At 61.5% G+C, this 18,390-nt stretch carries 21 protein-coding genes; 18 read left to right on the top strand and 3 right to left on the bottom strand.

Features of this window, described 5'->3' with window-relative positions:
* The first annotated feature begins 204 nt into the window (after positions 1 to 204).
* From B5G34_RS12370 to B5G34_RS12360, 3 genes are read left to right on the top strand one after another with little or no spacing between them, the layout of a single operon-like run.
* Complete coding sequence (locus B5G34_RS12370; protein WP_087337890.1) at positions 205 to 561, top strand: helix-turn-helix transcriptional regulator; 357 nt, start codon at positions 205 to 207, stop codon at positions 559 to 561.
* Positions 558 to 2,150 carry a recombinase family protein gene (locus tag B5G34_RS12365; protein ID WP_087337887.1) on the top strand — a complete coding sequence of 531 codons (1,593 nt, stop codon included), beginning with the start codon at positions 558 to 560 and terminating at the stop codon, positions 2,148 to 2,150. Before B5G34_RS12370 ends, B5G34_RS12365 begins: the two co-directional genes overlap by 4 nt.
* Complete coding sequence (locus tag B5G34_RS12360) at positions 2,147 to 3,742, top strand: MBL fold metallo-hydrolase (RefSeq protein ID WP_087337884.1); 1,596 nt, start codon at positions 2,147 to 2,149, stop codon at positions 3,740 to 3,742. Before B5G34_RS12365 ends, B5G34_RS12360 begins: the two co-directional genes overlap by 4 nt.
* A 45-nt stretch (positions 3,743 to 3,787) precedes the next feature.
* On the opposite strand, the gene B5G34_RS12355 is transcribed toward B5G34_RS12360, so the two are convergent.
* Positions 3,788 to 5,128, bottom strand: coding sequence for an MATE family efflux transporter (locus tag B5G34_RS12355; RefSeq protein WP_087337881.1), 1,341 nt, complete (start codon positions 5,126 to 5,128; stop codon positions 3,788 to 3,790).
* A gap of 93 nt (positions 5,129 to 5,221) precedes the next feature.
* Here B5G34_RS12355 and B5G34_RS12350 point away from each other — a divergent pair, with 93 nt between their 5' ends.
* The 5 genes from B5G34_RS12350 to B5G34_RS12330 all read left to right on the top strand — a co-directional run bounded on the left by B5G34_RS12350 (position 5,222) and on the right by B5G34_RS12330 (position 8,177).
* Positions 5,222 to 6,052: a MerR family transcriptional regulator gene (locus tag B5G34_RS12350; RefSeq protein ID WP_087337880.1), complete on the top strand. Its 831-nt coding sequence runs from the start codon at positions 5,222 to 5,224 to the stop codon at positions 6,050 to 6,052.
* Positions 6,053 to 6,135: 83 nt separating this feature from the next.
* Positions 6,136 to 6,735, top strand: a complete 600-nt coding sequence (gene lexA / locus B5G34_RS12345; RefSeq protein ID WP_087337877.1) for a transcriptional repressor LexA — start codon at positions 6,136 to 6,138, stop codon at positions 6,733 to 6,735.
* Between the two features lies 1 nt (position 6,736).
* Positions 6,737 to 7,192, top strand: coding sequence for a methylated-DNA--[protein]-cysteine S-methyltransferase (locus B5G34_RS12340; protein WP_087337874.1), 456 nt, complete (start codon positions 6,737 to 6,739; stop codon positions 7,190 to 7,192).
* Complete coding sequence (locus B5G34_RS12335) at positions 7,189 to 7,428, top strand: permease of phosphate ABC transporter (protein ID WP_087337871.1); 240 nt, start codon at positions 7,189 to 7,191, stop codon at positions 7,426 to 7,428. The genes B5G34_RS12340 and B5G34_RS12335 overlap by 4 nt, the downstream gene beginning before the upstream one ends.
* Complete coding sequence (locus tag B5G34_RS12330) at positions 7,425 to 8,177, top strand: exodeoxyribonuclease III (protein WP_087337868.1); 753 nt, start codon at positions 7,425 to 7,427, stop codon at positions 8,175 to 8,177. Before B5G34_RS12335 ends, B5G34_RS12330 begins: the two co-directional genes overlap by 4 nt.
* 61 nt (positions 8,178 to 8,238) lie before the next feature.
* On the opposite strand, the gene B5G34_RS12325 is transcribed toward B5G34_RS12330, so the two are convergent.
* Positions 8,239 to 8,991, bottom strand: coding sequence for a 4Fe-4S binding protein (locus B5G34_RS12325; protein WP_087337865.1), 753 nt, complete (start codon positions 8,989 to 8,991; stop codon positions 8,239 to 8,241).
* Positions 8,984 to 9,427, bottom strand: a complete 444-nt coding sequence (locus B5G34_RS12320; RefSeq protein WP_204245949.1) for a hypothetical protein — start codon at positions 9,425 to 9,427, stop codon at positions 8,984 to 8,986. Before B5G34_RS12320 ends, B5G34_RS12325 begins: the two co-directional genes overlap by 8 nt.
* A 335-nt stretch (positions 9,428 to 9,762) precedes the next feature.
* Between B5G34_RS12320 and B5G34_RS12315 the strand changes: the two genes are divergently transcribed.
* The 10 genes from B5G34_RS12315 (at position 9,763) to obgE (ending at position 18,385) form a co-directional block, all read left to right on the top strand.
* A complete protein-coding gene (locus tag B5G34_RS12315) occupies positions 9,763 to 12,393 on the top strand; it encodes a cation-translocating P-type ATPase (protein ID WP_087337862.1) in 2,631 nt (876 codons plus the stop codon).
* Between the two features lie 318 nt (positions 12,394 to 12,711).
* Entirely contained in the window at positions 12,712 to 12,966 is a 255-nt protein-coding gene (locus B5G34_RS12310) for a DUF2508 family protein (protein ID WP_087337858.1), read from the top strand.
* 55 nt (positions 12,967 to 13,021) lie between these two features.
* Positions 13,022 to 13,291, top strand: a complete 270-nt coding sequence (locus tag B5G34_RS12305; RefSeq protein ID WP_087337855.1) for a pro-sigmaK processing inhibitor BofA family protein — start codon at positions 13,022 to 13,024, stop codon at positions 13,289 to 13,291.
* 254 nt (positions 13,292 to 13,545) lie between these two features.
* Positions 13,546 to 14,160 carry an S-layer homology domain-containing protein gene (locus B5G34_RS12300; RefSeq protein WP_087337852.1) on the top strand — a complete coding sequence of 205 codons (615 nt, stop codon included), beginning with the start codon at positions 13,546 to 13,548 and terminating at the stop codon, positions 14,158 to 14,160.
* Positions 14,161 to 14,203: 43 nt separating this feature from the next.
* Positions 14,204 to 14,644: a MarR family transcriptional regulator gene (locus tag B5G34_RS12295; RefSeq protein ID WP_087337849.1), complete on the top strand. Its 441-nt coding sequence runs from the start codon at positions 14,204 to 14,206 to the stop codon at positions 14,642 to 14,644.
* A gap of 31 nt (positions 14,645 to 14,675) precedes the next feature.
* Positions 14,676 to 15,698, top strand: coding sequence for a putative glycoside hydrolase (locus B5G34_RS12290; RefSeq protein ID WP_087337846.1), 1,023 nt, complete (start codon positions 14,676 to 14,678; stop codon positions 15,696 to 15,698).
* Between the two features lie 165 nt (positions 15,699 to 15,863).
* Positions 15,864 to 16,175 (top strand): 50S ribosomal protein L21, encoded by a 312-nt coding sequence (rplU, locus tag B5G34_RS12285; protein WP_087337843.1) that lies wholly within the window; start codon positions 15,864 to 15,866, stop codon positions 16,173 to 16,175.
* Position 16,176: 1 nt separating this feature from the next.
* On the top strand, positions 16,177 to 16,509 hold the full coding sequence (locus tag B5G34_RS12280) for a ribosomal-processing cysteine protease Prp (RefSeq protein ID WP_087337841.1): 333 nt from the start codon (positions 16,177 to 16,179) through the stop codon (positions 16,507 to 16,509).
* Positions 16,510 to 16,560: 51 nt separating this feature from the next.
* Positions 16,561 to 16,845 carry a 50S ribosomal protein L27 gene (rpmA, locus tag B5G34_RS12275; protein WP_087330657.1) on the top strand — a complete coding sequence of 95 codons (285 nt, stop codon included), beginning with the start codon at positions 16,561 to 16,563 and terminating at the stop codon, positions 16,843 to 16,845.
* 259 nt (positions 16,846 to 17,104) lie between these two features.
* Entirely contained in the window at positions 17,105 to 18,385 is a 1,281-nt protein-coding gene (gene obgE / locus B5G34_RS12270) for a GTPase ObgE (RefSeq protein WP_087337838.1), read from the top strand.
* The last annotated feature ends 5 nt before the right edge of the window (positions 18,386 to 18,390 follow it).

Raw genomic sequence — 18,390 nt, 5'->3', positions numbered from 1 at the left:
CCGCCACTAGTGGGGCCGGGGTGCGTTTCGTGATCCGCAGCAAGGCGGGGTCAGAGGTTGGTACGCTCCGTGGATTATCCCGCCGGGATAATCCGTCGCTCTGATGCCTGCGAGCATGAGATTTTTAGAGTTTTGTTTATTCTGTTTTAGACTTGATTTTTAATCAAATATAATCTATAATAGACGTTAGAAAGGGGCGATATTATGAATCAGATAGGCCAGCGTATGCGGGCATTACGGGAAAGCATTCACCTATCACAATCTGAAATTGCCAAGTTGTGCGGAAGCAATCAAAGCACGATTGGAAAAATGGAAAAAGGATTGACATCCCCATCTGTCAAACTCCTTGTATGGTATGCAGATTACTTTGACATTTCCATGGATTATTTGTGCTGCCGCACCGACCAGCCGCAAGGAAAGCTATACGAGTGTAAACCACAGTTGAAATACAGTGACAAAGATATGAGACAGTTTATAGAAATGTGCTTCGACCCTTCATCCCCTTATAATGACAAACTCAAAGAAGCACTATTTCAAATGATGGAGGCCAGCCAAAAATGAAAGCCGTCATTTACGCCCGATTTTCTTCTGACAGGCAAAGAGAAGAATCCATTGAGGGCCAGATTAGAGAGTGCACCGAATACGCACAGCGGCAGGGCATTACCATCATAAACACCTATATTGACCGGGCAAAATCGGCGTCCAAGGACACGGAGAAGCGGGAAAACTTTCTTCGGATGATACGGGACAGTAACAAGCACTTGTTTGATATTGTGTTGGTGTGGAAACTGGATCGCTTTGCCCGGAGCCGCTACGACAGCGCCCATTATAAGAATCTGTTGAAAAAGAACGGCGTCAAAGTCGTGTCTGCCACAGAGAACATCACAGACGGCCCGGAGGGCATTATCCTTGAATCTATGTTAGAGGGTATGGCCGAATACTACTCCGCCGAACTTTCTGAAAAAATCCATCGGGGTCAAAAAGAAAACGCATTGAAAGGTAAGAATAACGGCGGCACCGTTCCCCTCGGCTACATTCTCAACAAGGAAACCCAGCATTTAGAGGTCAATCCCATAACGGCCCCCATCGTACAGGAGATTTTTCAACGCTATGCGGCAGGTGATACGATTGCCAATATCAAAAATGATTTCAATAACCGCGGTTTGAAAACCAACAAGGGCTATTCGTTCCGATATTCCACCTTTCACACAGTCTTAACAAACCGTAAATATATTGGGGAATACAAATATCAAGATGTGGTCATTCCCGGCGGCGTTCCTGCCCTTGTATCAGAAGATGTATTTAATCGGGTGCAGGCCCGTATGGAAAAGAATAAGCAGACCCCGGCGGCAGCAAAGGCAACGGAGCGGTATCTGCTTACCACTAAGCTATTTTGCGGTGAGTGCGGGCGTATGATGGCCGGGGAAAGCGGCACAGGGACAGGTGGAAAGATTTACCGTTATTATAAGTGCCACAGCGCCAAGAACAAAAAGGGCTGTACCAAAAAACCCGTGAAAAAGGAATGGATTGAAAATTTAGTAGTGCAACAAACTATGATGATGGTCATGGACAAGCCGCTGATGGAACGCATTACAGACAAACTGCTGAACTTACAGGGTGAAGAAAACCACGACTTGCGCTTGCTGGAACAGCAGCTTTCCGAGGTGGAAAAGGGCATAGAAAATATGCTCAACGCCATCCAAGCGGGTATTATCACGGAATCCACCAAACAGAGGCTTGCCGATTTGGAGCAATCAAAGAGAGACCTTGAAGAACGCATTACAGAAAATCAAATCCAGCACCCGTCCTTGACCCGTGAACAAATTGCCTTTTTCCTCGACCAGTTCCAGCAAACAGATGTGAACGACGAGGAACAGCGGCAACGACTGATTGACAGCTTTGTAAATGCCGTATATGTCTATGAGGATAAAATCATTTTGATTTTTAATTACAAAGGCGGCACAAAGACAGTCGGTCTCAACGATATAGATAGTTCGGATTTGGAAGCCTCTGGTCCACCAACAAAAAGGACATCCGTTTGGATGTCCTTTTTTGTTTTGTCGAAACAGGTCCCGCCATCGGGCTATTTACACCGGGCAGTTTTGGAGGTACAATGTTCTTGTAAAACTGCACAAGGAGGTGCCCCATGAAACTGACCTTTTTCGGCGCAGCCCGTGCCGTTACCGGCAGCTGTCACTGTGTGGAGTGCGGCGGGAAGAAGATTCTGGTGGACTGCGGCCTGCAGCAGGGCAGGGACGAGCGGGACAACCAGGAGCTGGACTTCAACGCCGGGTACATCGACGCGGTGGTGGTCACCCATGCCCACATCGACCACTCCGGCCGTATCCCCCTGCTGGTGAAGCAGGGCTTTGAAGGCAACATCTACTGCACCCGTCTCACGGGGCAGCTGCTGTCCATCATGCTGCGGGACTCCGCCCACATTCAGGAGAGCGACGCCCAGTGGGCCAACCAGAAGGGCAAACGCTCCGGAGCTGAGCCGGTGGAGCCCCTGTACACCGTGGCCGACGCCGAGGAGGCCATCAAGCACATCGTCACCTGCGAGTACGGCACCCGCCTCCAGATCGAGGACGGGGTGCGCATCCGCTTTGTGGACGCGGGCCATCTGCTGGGCTCGGCCAGCGTGGAGATGTGGCTTACCGAGGGGGACCAGACCCGCAAGGTGGTCTTCTCCGGCGACATCGGCAACCGGGACCAGCCCATCATCCGGGATCCCCAGTACATCAAGGAGGCCGATTACGTCCTCACCGAGTCCACCTACGGCGACCGGCTCCATGACATGAGCCAGAAGCCGGACTACACCGGGGACCTGGCCGCCATCATTGACGAGACCCTGGGCAAGGGAGGCAACGTCATCATCCCCTCCTTCGCCGTGGGCCGCACCCAGGAGCTTTTGTACTTCATGCGGGAGATGAAGGAGCAGGGGCTGGTGAAGAGCGTGCCCAACTTCCAGGTGGTGGTGGACTCCCCCCTGGCGGGCGAGGCCACCCGTATCTTCTCCGGCGACCTCCATGGCTATCTGGACGAGGAGGCCATCGCCGCCCTCAAGGGGGGCGCCCTCTTCCAGTTCCCCGGCCTTACCATCACCGAGTCCAGCGAGGAGTCCCGTGCCCTCAATGCGGACAAGACCCCCCGCATCATCATCTCCGCCTCCGGCATGTGTGACGCCGGCCGCATCCGCCACCACCTGAAGCACAACCTGTGGCGGCCGGAGTGTACTGTGGTCTTCGTGGGCTTCCAGGCCGAGGGCAGCCTGGGCCGGCGGCTCATCAACGGGGTCACGTCGGTGAAACTCTTCGGGGAGGAGATCGCCGTTCGGGCCAAGATCGTCAACTTCCACGGCCTGTCCTCCCATGCCGACCGGGACGGTCTGCTGCGGTGGATCGAGAGCTACAATCCCCACCCCAAGCAGGTCTTCGTGGTCCACGGCGACGCGGAGGTTACGGAGATCTACGCCGACACCCTGCGCCAGCGGGGCCTGGCCGCCCACGCCCCCAACTATGAGGAGGTCTATGACCTGTTGGCCAACAAGATGCTCTCCCCCGGCCTGCCGCCGGAGCAGCGGCCGGTGGTTACCCCCGGCGCCTCTCCCGCCTACCAGCGGCTGGAGGAGGTGGGCCGCAAGCTGATGGAGGTCATTGCCCACAACAAGGGTGGTACCAACAAGGATCTGGGCAAGTTTGCCGACCAGCTGCGTGCCCTCATCGAAAAGTGGGACCGCTGATATCTGCCATAGAAAAAGGCCGCCCGGATGGGCGGCCTTTTTGGATTATGAGAGGACTGCTCCGTAGCCGAATTTGGCCCGGTAATGCCACAGAAAACCGATGGACAGCAGGCAGGAGACGGCCTCCGCCACCGGTACTGCGATCCATACCCCGGTGACCCCCATGATCCGGGGCAGCAGGAGCAGCCCGGCCATCAGGAAGCCGAAGGTGCGGGCGAAGGAGATGAGGGCGGAGGTCCGCCCGTCGGACAGGGCGGTGAAGAGGGCGGAGGCAAAGATGTTCACCCCGGCAAAGAGAAAGGTGGGGGCAAAGAGGTGGAAGCCCTCCAGCGCCAGGGCGTGGACCTGGGTGCCCGCCGGGGAGAACACCCCCACGATGACGGGGGCCGGCACCAGGGCGGCCGCCAGAATACCCACGGCGGCGCACAGGATGAACCGGGCACAGTGGCGGAAGGTAGCGCGCAGCCGGTCGTACCGCTCCGCCCCCTGGTTGAAGCTGAACACCGGGGCCACCCCCATGGAGAAGCCCAGGAACAGGGCCACCAGCAGGAACTGGGCGTAGAGCACGATGGTGATGGCGGCCACCCCCGGCTCCCCCAGCAGCTCCATCATGATGGCGTTGAAGAAGAAGGTGGTGACGGCGGTGGACAGATTGGTCACCATCTCGGAGGAGCCGTTGAAGCAGGCCCGGCCCAGCAGCCGCCAGTCCAGCCGGGGACGGCCGAAGCGCAAGCCCTCCTTCCGGGTGAGGAAAAAGACCACGCCGCACACTGCCGGGATGCAGTAGCCGGTGACGGTGGCTATGGCGGCACCGGCAATGCCCATTTGCAGGGGCCCCATGTACAGCCAGTCCAGCACCCCGTTGGTCACACCGGCGGCAATGGTGAGCCCCAGACCCAGGCCGGGCTTGCCTGCCGCCACAAAGAAGCTCTCAAAGAGCAGCTGGAGCATGGCCATGGGGGTAAACATCAGCAGGATGCGCAGATAACAGACCGTGTCCGCCAGCAGCAGGTCGCTGGCCCCCAGCAGCCGTGCCAGAGGCTCCGCCCCGAAGGCGGCCAGCAGGGCAAAACATACGCCGGCGCACACTGCCGTTACCGCCAGAAAGCCGAAGGTGCGCCGGGCGCCCTCCAGGTCTCCCGTCCCCATCCGGTGGGATACCACGGCGCTGCCGCCGGTGCCCAGCATGATGCCCGCGGCCAGCACGATGCTGACGGCGGGATAGGCGATGTTGATGGCGGCCAGAGCGTTTTCTCCCACCAGCCGGGAGGTGAGCACCCCGTCCACAATGGTGTACAGGGAGGTCACCAGCATCATGATGGTGGTGGGCAGGGCAAAGCGGAGCAGCCCGCCCAGGGTAAAGTCCTGATCCAACCGGTTTTTCATGGCCTGTGCCTCCTTTTTGATCAAGTATTTACAAGCAGCACTGACCATGATAAGCTATCGGGTAACCCGATAGTCAAGAGAGAGGTTGGACCCATGGCTCAAAACGATATGCGCTTTACCACCGGGGAGTTTGCTGCCTTGTGCGGCGTCACCAAGCACACCCTGTTTCACTATGATGAGATTGGTATTTTCTCCCCCGCCATCCGGGGGGAGAACGGTTACCGCTACTACGCCCCGGCGCAGATCGAGGTCTTTCAGGTCATCGCGGTGCTCAAGGAGCTGGGCATGCCCCTGGCCGAGATCCGGGCCTATCTGGACCGGCGTAGTCCGGAGCATCTGCTGGACCTGCTGGAGCGGGAGGGGACGGCGCTGAAGGAGAAGATCGCCCGCCTGCGGAGGCTGCGAGCCCTCATTGCGCGAAAGGCGGAGCTGACCCGCCAGGCCATGGCGGTGCGCCCCGGACAGGTGACGGTGGAGACATGGCCCCAGCGGTGGTACGTGGCCACCGACGCCCCCGGCATCACCGATGAGGGGAAGTATGTCCACATTCTGGCCCGCCATCTGGAGTACTGCGAGGCCCACCAGGTGGTCAGCCCCTACGCCCTGGGAGCCATCCTGCCGGTGGAGGCCGCCCGGCGGGGAAACTGGGAGGGCTACACCCTCTGCTACACCCAGGTGGACAAACCCATCCGGGGGGTACGGTTGCTCACCGCCCCGGCGGGGCCCTACCTGACCTATTTCCACGCCGGCAGCTTTGACACGGTGCGGGAGGGCTATCGCCGCCTGCTGGCGTGGGCGGAGGAGAAGGGGCTTACCCTGGGGCCCCATTTCTGGGAGGATGTGCTGTTGGACGAGCTGGCGGGCAAGGGGTACGACCAGTATCTGCTGCGGCTGTCAGCCGCCATTGAGGGCCAGGATTTTTAACAAAATTTAGAACAAATGTTTGCAATAGCGGGGGGATTATGGTATACTATGCTCATATAAGACTGGATTAAGGAGGGTCTGCCATGAAAACGCTCTCGCCCAAGCAGCAGCAGATCTATGACTACATCATTGCCTTCTCGGCCGAGCACGGCTATCCCCCCTCTGTCCGGGAGATCGGGGCCCATGTGGGGCTGAAGTCCCCCTCCACCGTCCATTTCCACCTGAAGGGGCTGGAGTCTGCCGGCCTCATCACCAAGGCGGAGGGCAAGACCCGGTCCATCACCGTGGCCCAGACCGAGCCACCGGCCCCGCCGGAGGACAAGGTGCCGGTGGTGGGCAGCGTGGCCGCCGGCTCTCCCATTCTGGCCCAGGAGTGCATCGAGGACTATCTGACCTTTGATACCGGCGGCCGGGCCGGGGAGTATTTTGCCCTTCAGGTCCGGGGAGAGTCCATGAAGTATGCCGGTATCCTGCCCGGGGACCTGGTGGTGGTCCACCAGCAGAGCGATGCCAACAACGGGGACATCGTGGTGGCCCTCTTTGAGGACGAGGCCACGGTGAAGACCCTCCGCCGGAAGGACGGCCATGTGTGGCTCATGCCGGAGAATCCGGACTACGAGCCCATCGACGGTGAGGGCTGCGCCATCCTGGGCAAGGTCACCGCCGTGGTACGGCGGTACTGAGATGGACCGCATCGTCTTTGACACCCCAGTGGGGCCCATGGCCCTGGAGGGGACGGAAGAGGGCCTCACCGCCCTGTACCTGCCCAACTGCCCCATGAAGCCTGCGGGGAAGGAAACCCCGCTGCTGACCCGGGGCCGGAAGGAACTGCTGGAATATTTTGAGGGAAAGCGGCAGACCTTTGACCTGCCCCTGGTCCCTGTGGGTACCCCCTTTCAGCGGAAGGTGTGGTCCGCCCTCTCGGATATCCCCTACGGCCAGACCATCACCTATGGCGAACTGGCCCGCCGGGTGGGCTGCCCCAAGGGGAGCCGGGCGGTGGGCCAGGCCAATCACCGCAATCCCCTGCCCATTCTGCTGCCCTGCCACCGGGTGGTGGGGGCCAACGGGACCCTCACCGGCTACGGGGGCGGGCTGGAATTAAAAGAGTGGCTGCTGCGACTGGAGGGAATCGTATGAAAAAGCTGTTTTCCGCCGCCGACTCCTATATCGCCAGGATGAACTGGAAGGATATGGCCCTGGTGAAGCTGTGCCTGTGTGCCGCCGGCATTATGCTGGGTCTGGCCGCCCCAAAACGGGTGCGGAAGTGGGCCGCCCTGGGGGCGGTGGCCGTCTTTGTGGCCACCTATATACCCATTATGCTGAAATTTCTCCCCCATCTCATTTCCTGGGGGAAAGAGGAGACTGACGCATGAAGCTGATCACCTGGAACGTCAACGGCCTGCGGGCCTGTCTGGGCAAGGGCTTCCTGGACTTTTTCAACGCCATGGACGCCGATGCCTTCTGCCTGCAGGAGACTAAGCTCCAGCCCCACCAGATCGAGCTGGACCTGCCCGGCTACCACATCTACTGGAACAGTGCCGAGAAGAAGGGCTACTCCGGTACCGCCCTCATCACCAAAACCGAGCCCCTGTCTGTGACCTGCGGCCTGGGCATCCCGGAGCACGACACCGAGGGCCGGGTCATCACGGCGGAGTATGAGGACTTCTATCTGGTGTGCTGCTATACCCCCAACGCCCAGAACGAGCTGGCCCGCATCGACTACCGGATGCAGTGGGAGGACGACTTCCGCGCCTACCTGATGGCCCTGGATCAGAAGAAGCCGGTGGTGCTGTGCGGCGATCTGAACGTGGCCCATGAGGAGATCGACCTGAAAAACCCCAAGAGCAACCGGGGCAACGCCGGCTTCTCCGACCAGGAGCGGGAGAAAATGACCGCCCTGCTGGGCAGTGGTTTTGCCGACAGCTTCCGGGTCCTCTACCCGGACAAGACCGGGGCCTATACCTGGTGGAGCTACCGCTTCAACGCCCGGAAGAACAACGCGGGGTGGCGCATCGACTACTTTATCGTGTCGGAGCGGCTGATGCCCCGGGTAAAGGATCAGATCATCCATGCCGACGTCACCGGCAGTGACCACTGCCCGGTGGAGCTGGACTTGGCGTAAAGCCCAAAATAAAAAACTCCCCGTATTTTCTGAGCGGAAAATACGGGGAGTTTTCTGGTTTTCAGAGAAACAGCTCGGGCTGACGGGGGGTGCCCGCCTTCTCCTCCAGCATGGCGGTGGTGGCCTGGAGGGCGGGAGCGGGGATGGTCCGGGCACCCCGGGGGCACACCGATACACAGCGCATACAGGTGATGCACCGGTCCGGGTCGGTCTGGTTGGGCTGCCCTGTGGGGATGGCCCCCACCGGGCACCGGGCGGCGCATACGGCGCAGGAGATGCAGCTTTCCCCGGCGGCGGGGTGGAAGGGGACCCCCTTCCAGTCCTTGTAGGGGACATTCCCCGGCACACTCACTGGAGACAAGGAATCAGGTCCGGCCAGCTTGTCCAGCACCGCCCTGCCAAAGGCGGCGGCCTGCTCCAGGTCGGCGCTGTCCGGGCGGCCCTGGGCGATGGTGGGGGCGATGGAGTGCTGTGCCACAAAGGCGGCGGCGGCCACCACCTGGAAGCCGCCGGCGGTCAGGGCGTCCTTCAGCTCCAGCAGGGCGTCCTCCCAGGCCCGGTTGCCGTAGACCGCCAGGACCACCGCGGGGCCGGAGCCCTTCAGGGCGGCCAGTCGCTCCAGGGCTACGGCGGGGATGCGTCCGCCGAACACCGGGGCGGCGGCCAGCAGAACGGCATTGTCAGGTACGGGAGTCTCCGGAACAGGATGGGACAGGTCCACCACCTGTCCCATGCCGCCGGTGACGGCCTTGGCCACAGCGGCGGTGCCGCCGGTGGGACTGAAGACGGCGGAGATCCAATGGGGCTCATTCATGGTGTGTTTCCTCCTTTTGCGCACTGTGCCCGCCCAAAAAACGGCCCAGAATGTCCGGCGGCGGGGTGCAGTCCTCCTTGGAGAGCAGGAACTTCTTGATGACGAAAATGAGGGCCACTGCCGCCACGCCCAGCAGGGTGTCCATAGAGGTGGAGTGGGTCACCACCAGCTGACGGGCGATGGCGAAGAGGAGCACGTCGGTAACGGCCCGGGGGGTGTGGAGCACCAGCATCTTGATAAACTCCAGACCCACCACGATGTTCAGCGTGCTGGCGAAGAACTCATTGAGACTAAATTCCCCCAGAGACAGATAGTGGAGGGAGTCGTTTGCGGTCAGCACCATCTGTACCACGGTGACCAGCAGGATGAACAGAGCGATGAGCATCTCCAGGACCCAGGCGGACTTGAGGAGAAATTTGACGACGCTCCCTTTCATATGGGGCAGCCCCTTTCCAAATGGTAATCTGCACAAATTATAACGGATTGCCCTGCCTGCGTCAACGCCGCCCATGCATAGACCCCGGAGAATTTGGATATGCTACCAAAATGAGATTGACTTGCCGGTCAAACTGTGCTATGATGGCCGCAGTTGAAAAGGGAGTAGTTCAAAGCCATACCGTCAACATCACGGTCCGGTCTGCCGGCCTGGCGGTATGCACCCCATGGGTAACAAGACTTTTCGACAACTGCCGAGGAATTTCCGGCGGTTGGCGAAGGGTCTTTTTTCTTTTACCCTTCGCCGGAATGTAAACTGGAAGGGAAGGAACGATTATGACAGAGTCTTATTACCGAAAAACGGTCCGGCAGGCGCTGGATGCCCAGCAGGCCGGGATGGAAGGCCTCAGCGACCGGGAGGCCGGCCGCCGGCGGGAGCAGTACGGCCCCAACAAGCTCTCCGAGGGTAAGAAGAAGTCGGTGGCCCAGGTGTTTGCCGAGCAGTTTAAGGATCTGCTGGTGATCATCCTGATCGTGGCCGCTGTCATCTCCGCCCTGTCGGAGAATGTGGAGAGCACCATCGTTATTTTCGCCGTGCTTATCCTGAACGCCGTGCTGGGTACCGTCCAGTACCTGAAGGCGGAAAAGTCCCTGGAGAGTCTGAAGGCCATGTCCTCCCCCTCCGCCAAGGTGCTGCGGGGCGGTGTGCGGCTGGAGATCCCCTCCGCCGACGTGGTCCCCGGCGACATCGTGCTGCTGGAGGCCGGCGACATGGTGGTGGCCGACGGCCGGGTACTGGAGAACTTCTCCCTCAAGGTCAATGAGTCCTCCCTCACCGGCGAGAGCGAGGGGGTAGACAAGACCGCCGACGTCATCGACGCCGACCAGGTGGCCCTGGGCGACCAGAAAAACATGGTGTTCTCCGGCTCCCTGGTGACCTACGGACGAGCCACCGTGCTGGTCACCGCCACCGGCATGAATACCGAGCTGGGCAAGATCGCCTCCCTCATGAACCAGACCCAGCAGCGCAAGACCCCCCTGCAGCAGAGCCTGGACAGCTTCTCCGCCAAGCTGGCCATCGTGATTATGGCCATCTGCGCCGTGGTGTTCGCCCTGTCGGTGTTCCGCACCGGCATGGAGATACTGGACTCCCTGATGTTCGCCGTGGCCCTGGCGGTGGCCGCCATCCCCGAGGCCCTCTCCTCCATCGTCACCATCGTGCTGGCTATGGGCACCCAGAAGATGGCCAAACAGAACGCCATCATTAAGGACCTGAAGGCGGTGGAGAGCCTGGGAAGCGTTTCCGTCATCTGCTCGGATAAGACGGGCACCCTGACCCAGAACAAGATGACCCCCCAGAAGGTGTACGCCGACGGCTCCCTGCTGGAGGGAGACGACCTGGAGCTGGTCAACGACGTGCAGCGGCTGCTGCTGAAGGCCGCCCTGCTGGCCAGCGATGCCACCAACAACGAGGAGACCGGCTCTGCCATTGGCGACCCCACCGAGGTGGCCCTGGTCATGCTGGGCGAGAAATTCGGCGTGGACGAGGAAGCCTACCGCTCCCAGCATCCCCGGCTGGGAGAACTGGCCTTTGACTCCGACCGCAAGCTGATGAGTACCCTCCATGACATCGACGGCACCCCCACCCTCTTCACCAAGGGCGCCATCGACGTGCTGCTGGATCGATCCAAGTGGCTGCTCACCCGCCAGGGCAAGGTGGAGATGACCCCCGAGCGCAAGGAGGAGATCGCCCGGGTCAACATGGAGCTGTCCATGGAGGGCCTGCGGGTGCTGGCCTTTGCCTACCGGGAGATGGACGCTGTCCGGCCCCTCACCCTGGAGGATGAGAAGGACTTCACCTTCATCGGCCTCATTTCCATGATCGACCCGCCCCGGCCCGAGGCCATCCAGGCGGTGGCCGACGCCAAGCGGGGCGGCATCCGCACCATCATGATTACCGGCGACCACAAGGTCACCGCCTCCGCCATCGCCCGCCAGCTGGGCATCTTCCAGGACGGGGACGAGGCGGTGTCCGGCCTGGAGCTGGACCAGATGACCGACGCCGACCTGGACCAGCGGCTGGCTAAAATCTCGGTGTACGCCCGGGTGTCTCCCGAGCACAAGATCCGCATCGTCAACGCCTGGCAGCGGAGGGGCAATATCGTGTCCATGACCGGCGACGGCGTCAATGACGCCCCCGCCCTGAAGAAAGCGGACATCGGCGTGGCTATGGGCATCACCGGTACCGAGGTGTCCAAGGACGCCGCCTCCATGATTCTGGCCGACGACAACTTTGCCACCATCGTCCGGGCGGTGGTCAACGGCCGCAGCGTGTACGCCAACATCAGAAACGCCATCCAGTTCTTGCTCTCCGGCAATACCGCCGGTATCTTCTGCGTGCTGTATGCCTCCCTGCTGGCTCTGCCGGTGCCCTTCCAGCCGGTGCACCTGCTGTTCATCAACCTGCTCACCGACTCCCTGCCCGCCATCGCCATCGGCGTGGAGCCTGCCCGCAAGGGCCTGCTGGACCAGAAGCCCAGAGACCCCAAGGAGCCCATCCTCAACAAGTCCCTGCTCTCCCGCATCGGCGGACAGGGTCTGCTCATCGCCATCGCTACCATGACCGCCTTCTACCTGGGCTACCAGGGGGGCGACGCCATGCTGGCCTCTACCATGGCCTTCGCCACCCTCACCCTGGCCCGTCTCTTCCACGGCTTCAACTGCCGGGGCGACCAGTCCATTTTCAAGCTGAAGTTCTCCACCAACAAGGCCTCCGTCGGCGCCTTCTTTGCCGGTGTGGTGCTGCTGATGCTGGTGCTCTTCACCCCCGGTCTCAAGAACCTGTTCATGGTCTCCCCCGCCTTTGGCCTGATCAATCTGGGGCAGATCGTGGGCCTGGCCTTCCTGCCTACCCTGGTAATCCAGGTTGTCAAGATTATTGCCGACCTGAAAAAGGGCAAGGATTGATTTCCCATGCAAAAACGGGCGTGCCTGCTGCGGCACGCCCGTTTTTTGCGCATAAAACCGGGGCGCGGTGTTTCCACCGCGCCCCTTGCAGGATCGGGGGTCTCATAGTTCCCGCTCCTTTCGCCTTTCGCCAGAGGGTGAGCTCACCCGGCACCGGCTTAAAAGGAGATGCGGAACCAATCGGACATCCGGTCCGCTTCTAGTATGTCCCTCCCTGTGTGCCCTATGTCAGGAAAAAACCGGTATAAAATCAGGCATACCTGCCCAAACTGGACATAGGATAAAACCGGAAAGAGTCCGGAGCAAGGAGGAGAGCATATGCCGGAAGCCGTCAAGCGCTTCAGCCTGCGCCGGCGGGCCGGGGAACGGGAGAGGACCCGCAGCGTGCTGCTGGAGGGACTGTCCCAGACCCGCGCCCTCATCGCCCAGGCCTATCAGGGATTTAACGATGCCTGTGACCCGGATCTCATTGAATCCTTTGTCTTTGAGATCAACGCCCTCCAGTCCCGCTATACCTACCTGCTGCGGCAGGTGAAGGAGCTGGACGGGGAGGAGACCGCCCGCACCGGATAAGGGGGCACAGACCCCGCCGCCAAGGTTCTGGCACAGGAACAAGGAGGTGGCGGCGGTGGAACCACTGCTCAATGCCCTGCCCTGGGTGGCGGGGGGATTATTTTTGGTGCTGCTGCTGGCGGTGCTGCGCAGGCCCCTGGGCTGGCTGGGCCGTCTGGCGGCCCGGACCGGCGTGGGCCTGGGGGTGCTCTACGTCCTGAGCTGGGCAGGGGGCGCCCTGGGGCTCCATTTGGGGGTCAACCTGACCAACGCCCTGGTGCTGGGGGTGCTGGGCGCGCCGGGCTTCGGCCTGCTGGTGGCCCTGGAGTGGATGCTGGCCGTATAGGACGCCGAGGAGCGCCGCCCCCAGGGGCGGCGCTCCTTTTTTGTGGGGAAAAAGGGGGCGCGTGGGGAATAATTTGTAATTGGGTCCATTTGTGTTCATAGTTTTTTAAAATACGTATCGTAAAATAATGCCTGCTGAATAAACCGCGATGCGATTTATTCCTGCGGCGTCAGCCGCCCAATTCCATAAAAACATCTGCCGGCAGCATAGGCCCGGCAGCGGCCCATAGAGAAACAGTAAGGAGTGGACCTGATTTGAAACGCAACTGCGCGGCGCTGCTCTGCGCCTTGACCTTGTGCGCCGGACTGGCGCTGCCCGCCTCCGCGGCGGAATTTACCGATGTGGCCCAGGGCTCCTGGTATGAATCGGCGGTACAGGAAGTGGTGGACCAGGGCCTGATGACCGGCGTCAGCGATACCCTCTTTGCCCCCAACACCACCGTCACTCGTTCCACCGTGGCCGTGGTGCTGTGGCGGATGGAGGGCCAGCCCGCCCCAGCCCAGCGGGGCCACTTCCCCGATGTGCCCGCCGACAGCTGGTACGGCGAGGCTGCCGACTGGGCCTGCGAGGCCAAGATCATCAACGGCACCGACAAGGGGACCTTCAGTGACGGCGTGGTGACCCGGCAGGAGCTGGCGGTGATCCTCACCCGCTACGATGAATACAAGGGCCAGACCCTGGCGGAGGGGTCCCTGAATCTGTACAGCGACGCCGACCAGGTGGCATCCTGGGCCAAGGAGGGCGTGGCCCACGCCATCGGCATGGGCTGGCTGGAGGGCGCCGACGGCAAGCTCTCCCCCAAGGGCACCACCACCCGGGCCCAGCTGGCGGTGATTTTGCAGCGGATGAATACCCAGGCCATGGGTTGACCGGGCCGTTTCCGGCGCGGGCTATAGAAAGGAGAACCCCCACATGGAAAAAGGCAACCTCTTCGTATCCTACCTCCGGGTCACCCAGCACGTGTCCCAGCAGTTTCGCAGCCATTACGGCCGGATGGATCTGACCTTCCCCCAGGCCATGGTGCTCACGGTGCTGGGGGAGGATGGGCCGGTGCCCATCAGTACCCTGGCCGAGCGCACCGGCAGCGCCAACAGCACGGTGTCCGGCATTGTGGACCGGCTGGAGAAGCTGGGGCTGGCCAAGCGCCAGCGCAGCGAGACCGACCGGCGGGTGATCTACGTCAGCGCCACCGAGAAGTATACCGCCCTGCGGGACAAGGCCGCCACCGATGTGCGCAGCTACTTCTCCACCCTGATGGAGCATATGACGGAGGAGGACCGGAAGCTGGTGGCCACCGCCCTGCAGAAGCTGGACGAGGCCCTGAGCCGAGTGGAGGAAGAGAAGGGAAACTGACAATGATAAGGAAGAGGAGAGGTGTCCTGCTGTGAGGAGGTATGGTTACGACCCCTATCATGGGCGCAGCCGCGGCCGGACCGCGCTGAAAATTCTCATCGGGGTACTGCTGTGCCTGCTGGTGCTGGCGGTGGCGGCCCTGCTGTTTCTGGAGCCCTACATCCACTATACATCCGACGGCGTGCGGGTGGAACTGCCCTTCTTCCAGGGCAAGGGGGAGGAGCCCGACCCGCCGGAGGATACCACCCCCCTCCAACTTACCACGCCCTCTCCCAGTCCCACCAATACCCCTGAGCCGGAGGCGGACTTCCGGGGCGTGCTGCTGCCTGCTGCTGCCCTCACCGACGGTACCGCCCAGAGCCAGGTGGACAGCAACGGCGGTACCGCCGCCATCTTCTCCATGAAGGGAACGGACGGCGCTCTGGGCTACCAGTCCCAGACCACCCTGGACACCTCCTCGGAGCAGGAGGGTATCAACGAGGCCATCCAGACCCTTAACGGGGGCGAGCTGTACACCGTGGCCTGGCTCTCCTGCTTCCGGGACAACACCCTGCCCTGGAACAACCGGGCGCTGGGCATCCACAGCAATTCGGGCAACTGGCGGGACGACGAGAGCATCCGCTGGAGCAGCCCGGCGGTGGAATCGGTGCGGACCTATGTGGCTCAGGTGTGCGGCGAGCTGGCCGGGCTGGGCTTTGACGAGCTTCTGCTGGACAACTGCGGCTTCCCCACCCGGGGCACCGTCAGCTATATCAAGAGCGACAGCAACTATGATCCCGATACCCTGACCCAGACCATGGAGACCTTCTTCCAGACCCTGGACCAGACCATGGAGCAGTACCCGGCGGTGAAGGTGTCGGTGGTGACCAGCCTCAGTGTGCTGAACGGCGGCTCCGACGGCAGCGGCCTCACCCTGGACCTGCTGAAGCAGTATGCCGACAAGGTCTATGTCCAGGTGCCCGAGGGGGAGACAATTCCCACCATCGAGGGCCTGGAGATCGTGCCCATTGTGGCCCAGGGGACGGATACCGGCAGTTGGGCGGTACTGAGCTGAGAAAACGACGAAAAAAGTTCAAAAAAGCCTTGACTTTCAAAATGTTGACTGATATACTACTAGAGCCGCTTTGAATGGGAACCCAAGTGACCGACGTGACTGATGTGACGTCACGCTTCGGCCCTCCCCCGACAGCGAGCCCGTAATGAAGGAGTTGAAAACGTAATGCACGCAATCATCGAGACCGGCGGTAAGCAGTATAAGGTGGCCGAGGGCGATACCCTCTTCATCGAGAAGCTGCCCAACGAGGCCGGCGACAACGTGACCTTTGACAAGGTGCTGGCTGTCATCGACGGGGACAAGATCACCGTGGGCACTCCCGTGGTGGAGGGCGCCAAGGTGGCCGCTTCCGTGGTGAAGAACGGCAAGGGCAAGAAGATCCTGGTCTTCAAGTACAAGCCCAAGAAGGGTTACCGCAAGCGTCAGGGCCATCGTCAGCCCTACACCAAGGTGACCATCGGCGCCATCTCCCTGTAAGATGACTACCGTCTCTTTTCACATGGAGGGGGACCGCATCGTGGGCTTCACCGTGAAGGGCCACAGCGGTTACGCCGAAGCGGGGAGCGACATCGTCTGCGCCGCCGTCACCAGTGCCGTCCGCCTGACCGAGTGCGCCGTCAACGACGTACTGGGCCTGGGCGCCTCGGTAAAGGTGAAGGAGCACGACGCGTCCATCACCCTGCGCATCCCCGGCGGGCTCAGCGAGACCACCGAGAGCACCTGTCAGACTCTTCTGACCGCCCTCATGGTCCATTTTGCCAGCCTGCATGAGGAATATCCTGAAAATATTCTCGTACTGGAGGAGGACTGACCTCCCGGTACGGCGAACCTTTTTAACACACAAGTTTGGAGGTGTGACACCATGCTGAACATCGGTATTCAGTTCTTCGCCCATAAGAAGGGCGTGGGCTCCACCCGTAACGGCCGCGATTCCGAGGCCAAGCGTCTGGGCGTGAAGCGGGGCGACGGTCAGTTCGTTCTGGCCGGCAACATCCTGGTTCGCCAGCGGGGCACCCATATCCATCCCGGCGTCAACGTGGGCAAGGGCAGCGACGACACCCTGTTCGCCCTCAAGAGCGGCCGCGTGAAGTTTGAGCGCCTGGGCAAGGACCGCAAGCAGGTCTCTATCGTAACGCTGGAGCAGTAAACTGCGGGGCAGTTTACTGCCCACGGCAGCGCCGTGTAGCTCGCCGTATGACGGCGAGCACCAGCGTTGCGACAACACGCCCCACAGGCAACGCCTGTAGGAAAGGCGATGCCTTTCCGCCAAAGCAAAGCTTTGGCCAGGCGTGTTATCGTGGAGATCGCCCAGTAATTATGGGTATCATAAGCCTCGGACGGGAACCCGTTCGAGGCTTTTCTATTGGAAAGATGATGGGCCGCAAGGCCAGACGAAGGAGGTTTTTATGGCAGCACCCTTTGTAGATACCGCCCGCATCACCGTCAAGGCGGGCAACGGCGGCAACGGCGCGGTGGCCTTCCACCGGGAGAAGTACGTGGCCGCCGGCGGACCGGACGGCGGCGACGGCGGCCGGGGGGGCAACGTGATCCTGGAGATCAACCCCCACATGTCCACCCTGATGGACTTCCGCTACAAGCGCAAGTATGTGGCGGGCAACGGGATGGATGGCCAGGGCAAGCGCTGCTCCGGCAAGGACGGCGAGGATATGATCATCAAGGTGCCCCGGGGCACCGTGGTGCGGGACGCCGAGACCCAGGAGATCATCTGCGACATGTCGGAGACCGACCGCTTCGTGCTGGCCAAGGGCGGCAACGGCGGCTGGGGCAACAAGCACTTTGCCACCCCCACCCGTCAGGTGCCCCGCTTCGCCAAGGCGGGCCTGCCCGGCCAGGAGCGGCAGGTCATCCTGGAGCTGAAGCTGCTGGCCGACGTGGGCCTGGTGGGCTTCCCCAACGTGGGCAAGTCCACCCTGCTCTCCGTAGTATCCAAGGCCCGGCCCAAGATCGCCAACTACCACTTCACCACCCTCTTCCCCAACCTGGGCGTGGTGTACGTGGACGAAGGCGTGTCCTTCGTGCTGGCCGACATCCCCGGCATCATTGAGGGTGCCTCCGACGGCGCCGGTCTGGGCCACGACTTTTTGCGGCACATTGACCGCTGCCGCCTGCTCATCCATGTGGTGGACGTGTCCGGCTGCGAGGGCCGTGACCCGGTGGAGGATTTCAAGGCCATCCAGGAGGAGCTGAAGCAGTACGGCCCCGATCTGGCCTCCCGGCCCATGATCGTGGCGGGCAACAAGGTGGATATCGCCGCTGACCGCACCGGTCTGGAGGCCCTGAAGGCCCACGTGGAGGGGCTGGGCATGCCCTTCTATGAGATCTCCGCCGCCGCCCAGCTGGGCACCCGGGAGCTCATGTTCGCCGCCGCCCGGGAGCTGGAGCACCTGCCCCCCATCACGGTGTACGAGCCCACCTATGTGGAGCGGCCCCTGGAGGTGGATATGTCCGAGCCCCTCAACATCATCCACGAGGACGACACCTGGATCGTGGAGGGCCCCTGGCTCCAGCGGCTCATGGCCAACGTCAACTTCGGGGACTACGAGTCCCGCAACTGGTTCGACAAGATGCTCCGCCAGTCCGGCCTCTTCGACCGGCTGGAGGAAATGGGCATCCACGACGGGGATATCGTGTCCCTGTACAACCTGGAGTTCGAGTACCAGCGATAAAGAAA

Origin of the sequence: Flavonifractor sp. An82 (assembly GCF_002159265.1) — a bacterium.
Lineage (GTDB): Bacteria > Bacillota > Clostridia > Oscillospirales > Oscillospiraceae > Flavonifractor.
Note: the sequence above shows the minus strand (reverse complement) of the source record. Positions and strands in the feature narration are given on the sequence as shown.

Excerpts from the sequence above, each read along its gene's own strand:
- B5G34_RS12370 (WP_087337890.1), top strand. The coding sequence starts at position 205 with ATGAATCAGATAGGCCAGCGTATGCGGGCATTACGGGAAAGCATTCAC.
- B5G34_RS12365 (WP_087337887.1), top strand. The coding sequence starts at position 558 with ATGAAAGCCGTCATTTACGCCCGATTTTCTTCTGACAGGCAAAGAGAA.
- B5G34_RS12360 (WP_087337884.1), top strand. The coding sequence starts at position 2,147 with ATGAAACTGACCTTTTTCGGCGCAGCCCGTGCCGTTACCGGCAGCTGT.
- B5G34_RS12355 (WP_087337881.1), bottom strand. The coding sequence starts at position 5,128 with ATGAAAAACCGGTTGGATCAGGACTTTACCCTGGGCGGGCTGCTCCGC.
- B5G34_RS12350 (WP_087337880.1), top strand. The coding sequence starts at position 5,222 with ATGGCTCAAAACGATATGCGCTTTACCACCGGGGAGTTTGCTGCCTTG.
- lexA (WP_087337877.1), top strand. The coding sequence starts at position 6,136 with ATGAAAACGCTCTCGCCCAAGCAGCAGCAGATCTATGACTACATCATT.
- B5G34_RS12340 (WP_087337874.1), top strand. The coding sequence starts at position 6,737 with ATGGACCGCATCGTCTTTGACACCCCAGTGGGGCCCATGGCCCTGGAG.
- B5G34_RS12335 (WP_087337871.1), top strand. The coding sequence starts at position 7,189 with ATGAAAAAGCTGTTTTCCGCCGCCGACTCCTATATCGCCAGGATGAAC.
- B5G34_RS12330 (WP_087337868.1), top strand. The coding sequence starts at position 7,425 with ATGAAGCTGATCACCTGGAACGTCAACGGCCTGCGGGCCTGTCTGGGC.
- B5G34_RS12325 (WP_087337865.1), bottom strand. The coding sequence starts at position 8,991 with ATGAATGAGCCCCATTGGATCTCCGCCGTCTTCAGTCCCACCGGCGGC.
- B5G34_RS12320 (WP_204245949.1), bottom strand. The coding sequence starts at position 9,427 with ATGAAAGGGAGCGTCGTCAAATTTCTCCTCAAGTCCGCCTGGGTCCTG.
- B5G34_RS12315 (WP_087337862.1), top strand. The coding sequence starts at position 9,763 with ATGACAGAGTCTTATTACCGAAAAACGGTCCGGCAGGCGCTGGATGCC.
- B5G34_RS12310 (WP_087337858.1), top strand. The coding sequence starts at position 12,712 with ATGCCGGAAGCCGTCAAGCGCTTCAGCCTGCGCCGGCGGGCCGGGGAA.
- B5G34_RS12295 (WP_087337849.1), top strand. The coding sequence starts at position 14,204 with ATGGAAAAAGGCAACCTCTTCGTATCCTACCTCCGGGTCACCCAGCAC.
- rplU (WP_087337843.1), top strand. The coding sequence starts at position 15,864 with ATGCACGCAATCATCGAGACCGGCGGTAAGCAGTATAAGGTGGCCGAG.
- B5G34_RS12280 (WP_087337841.1), top strand. The coding sequence starts at position 16,177 with ATGACTACCGTCTCTTTTCACATGGAGGGGGACCGCATCGTGGGCTTC.
- rpmA (WP_087330657.1), top strand. The coding sequence starts at position 16,561 with ATGCTGAACATCGGTATTCAGTTCTTCGCCCATAAGAAGGGCGTGGGC.
- obgE (WP_087337838.1), top strand. The coding sequence starts at position 17,105 with ATGGCAGCACCCTTTGTAGATACCGCCCGCATCACCGTCAAGGCGGGC.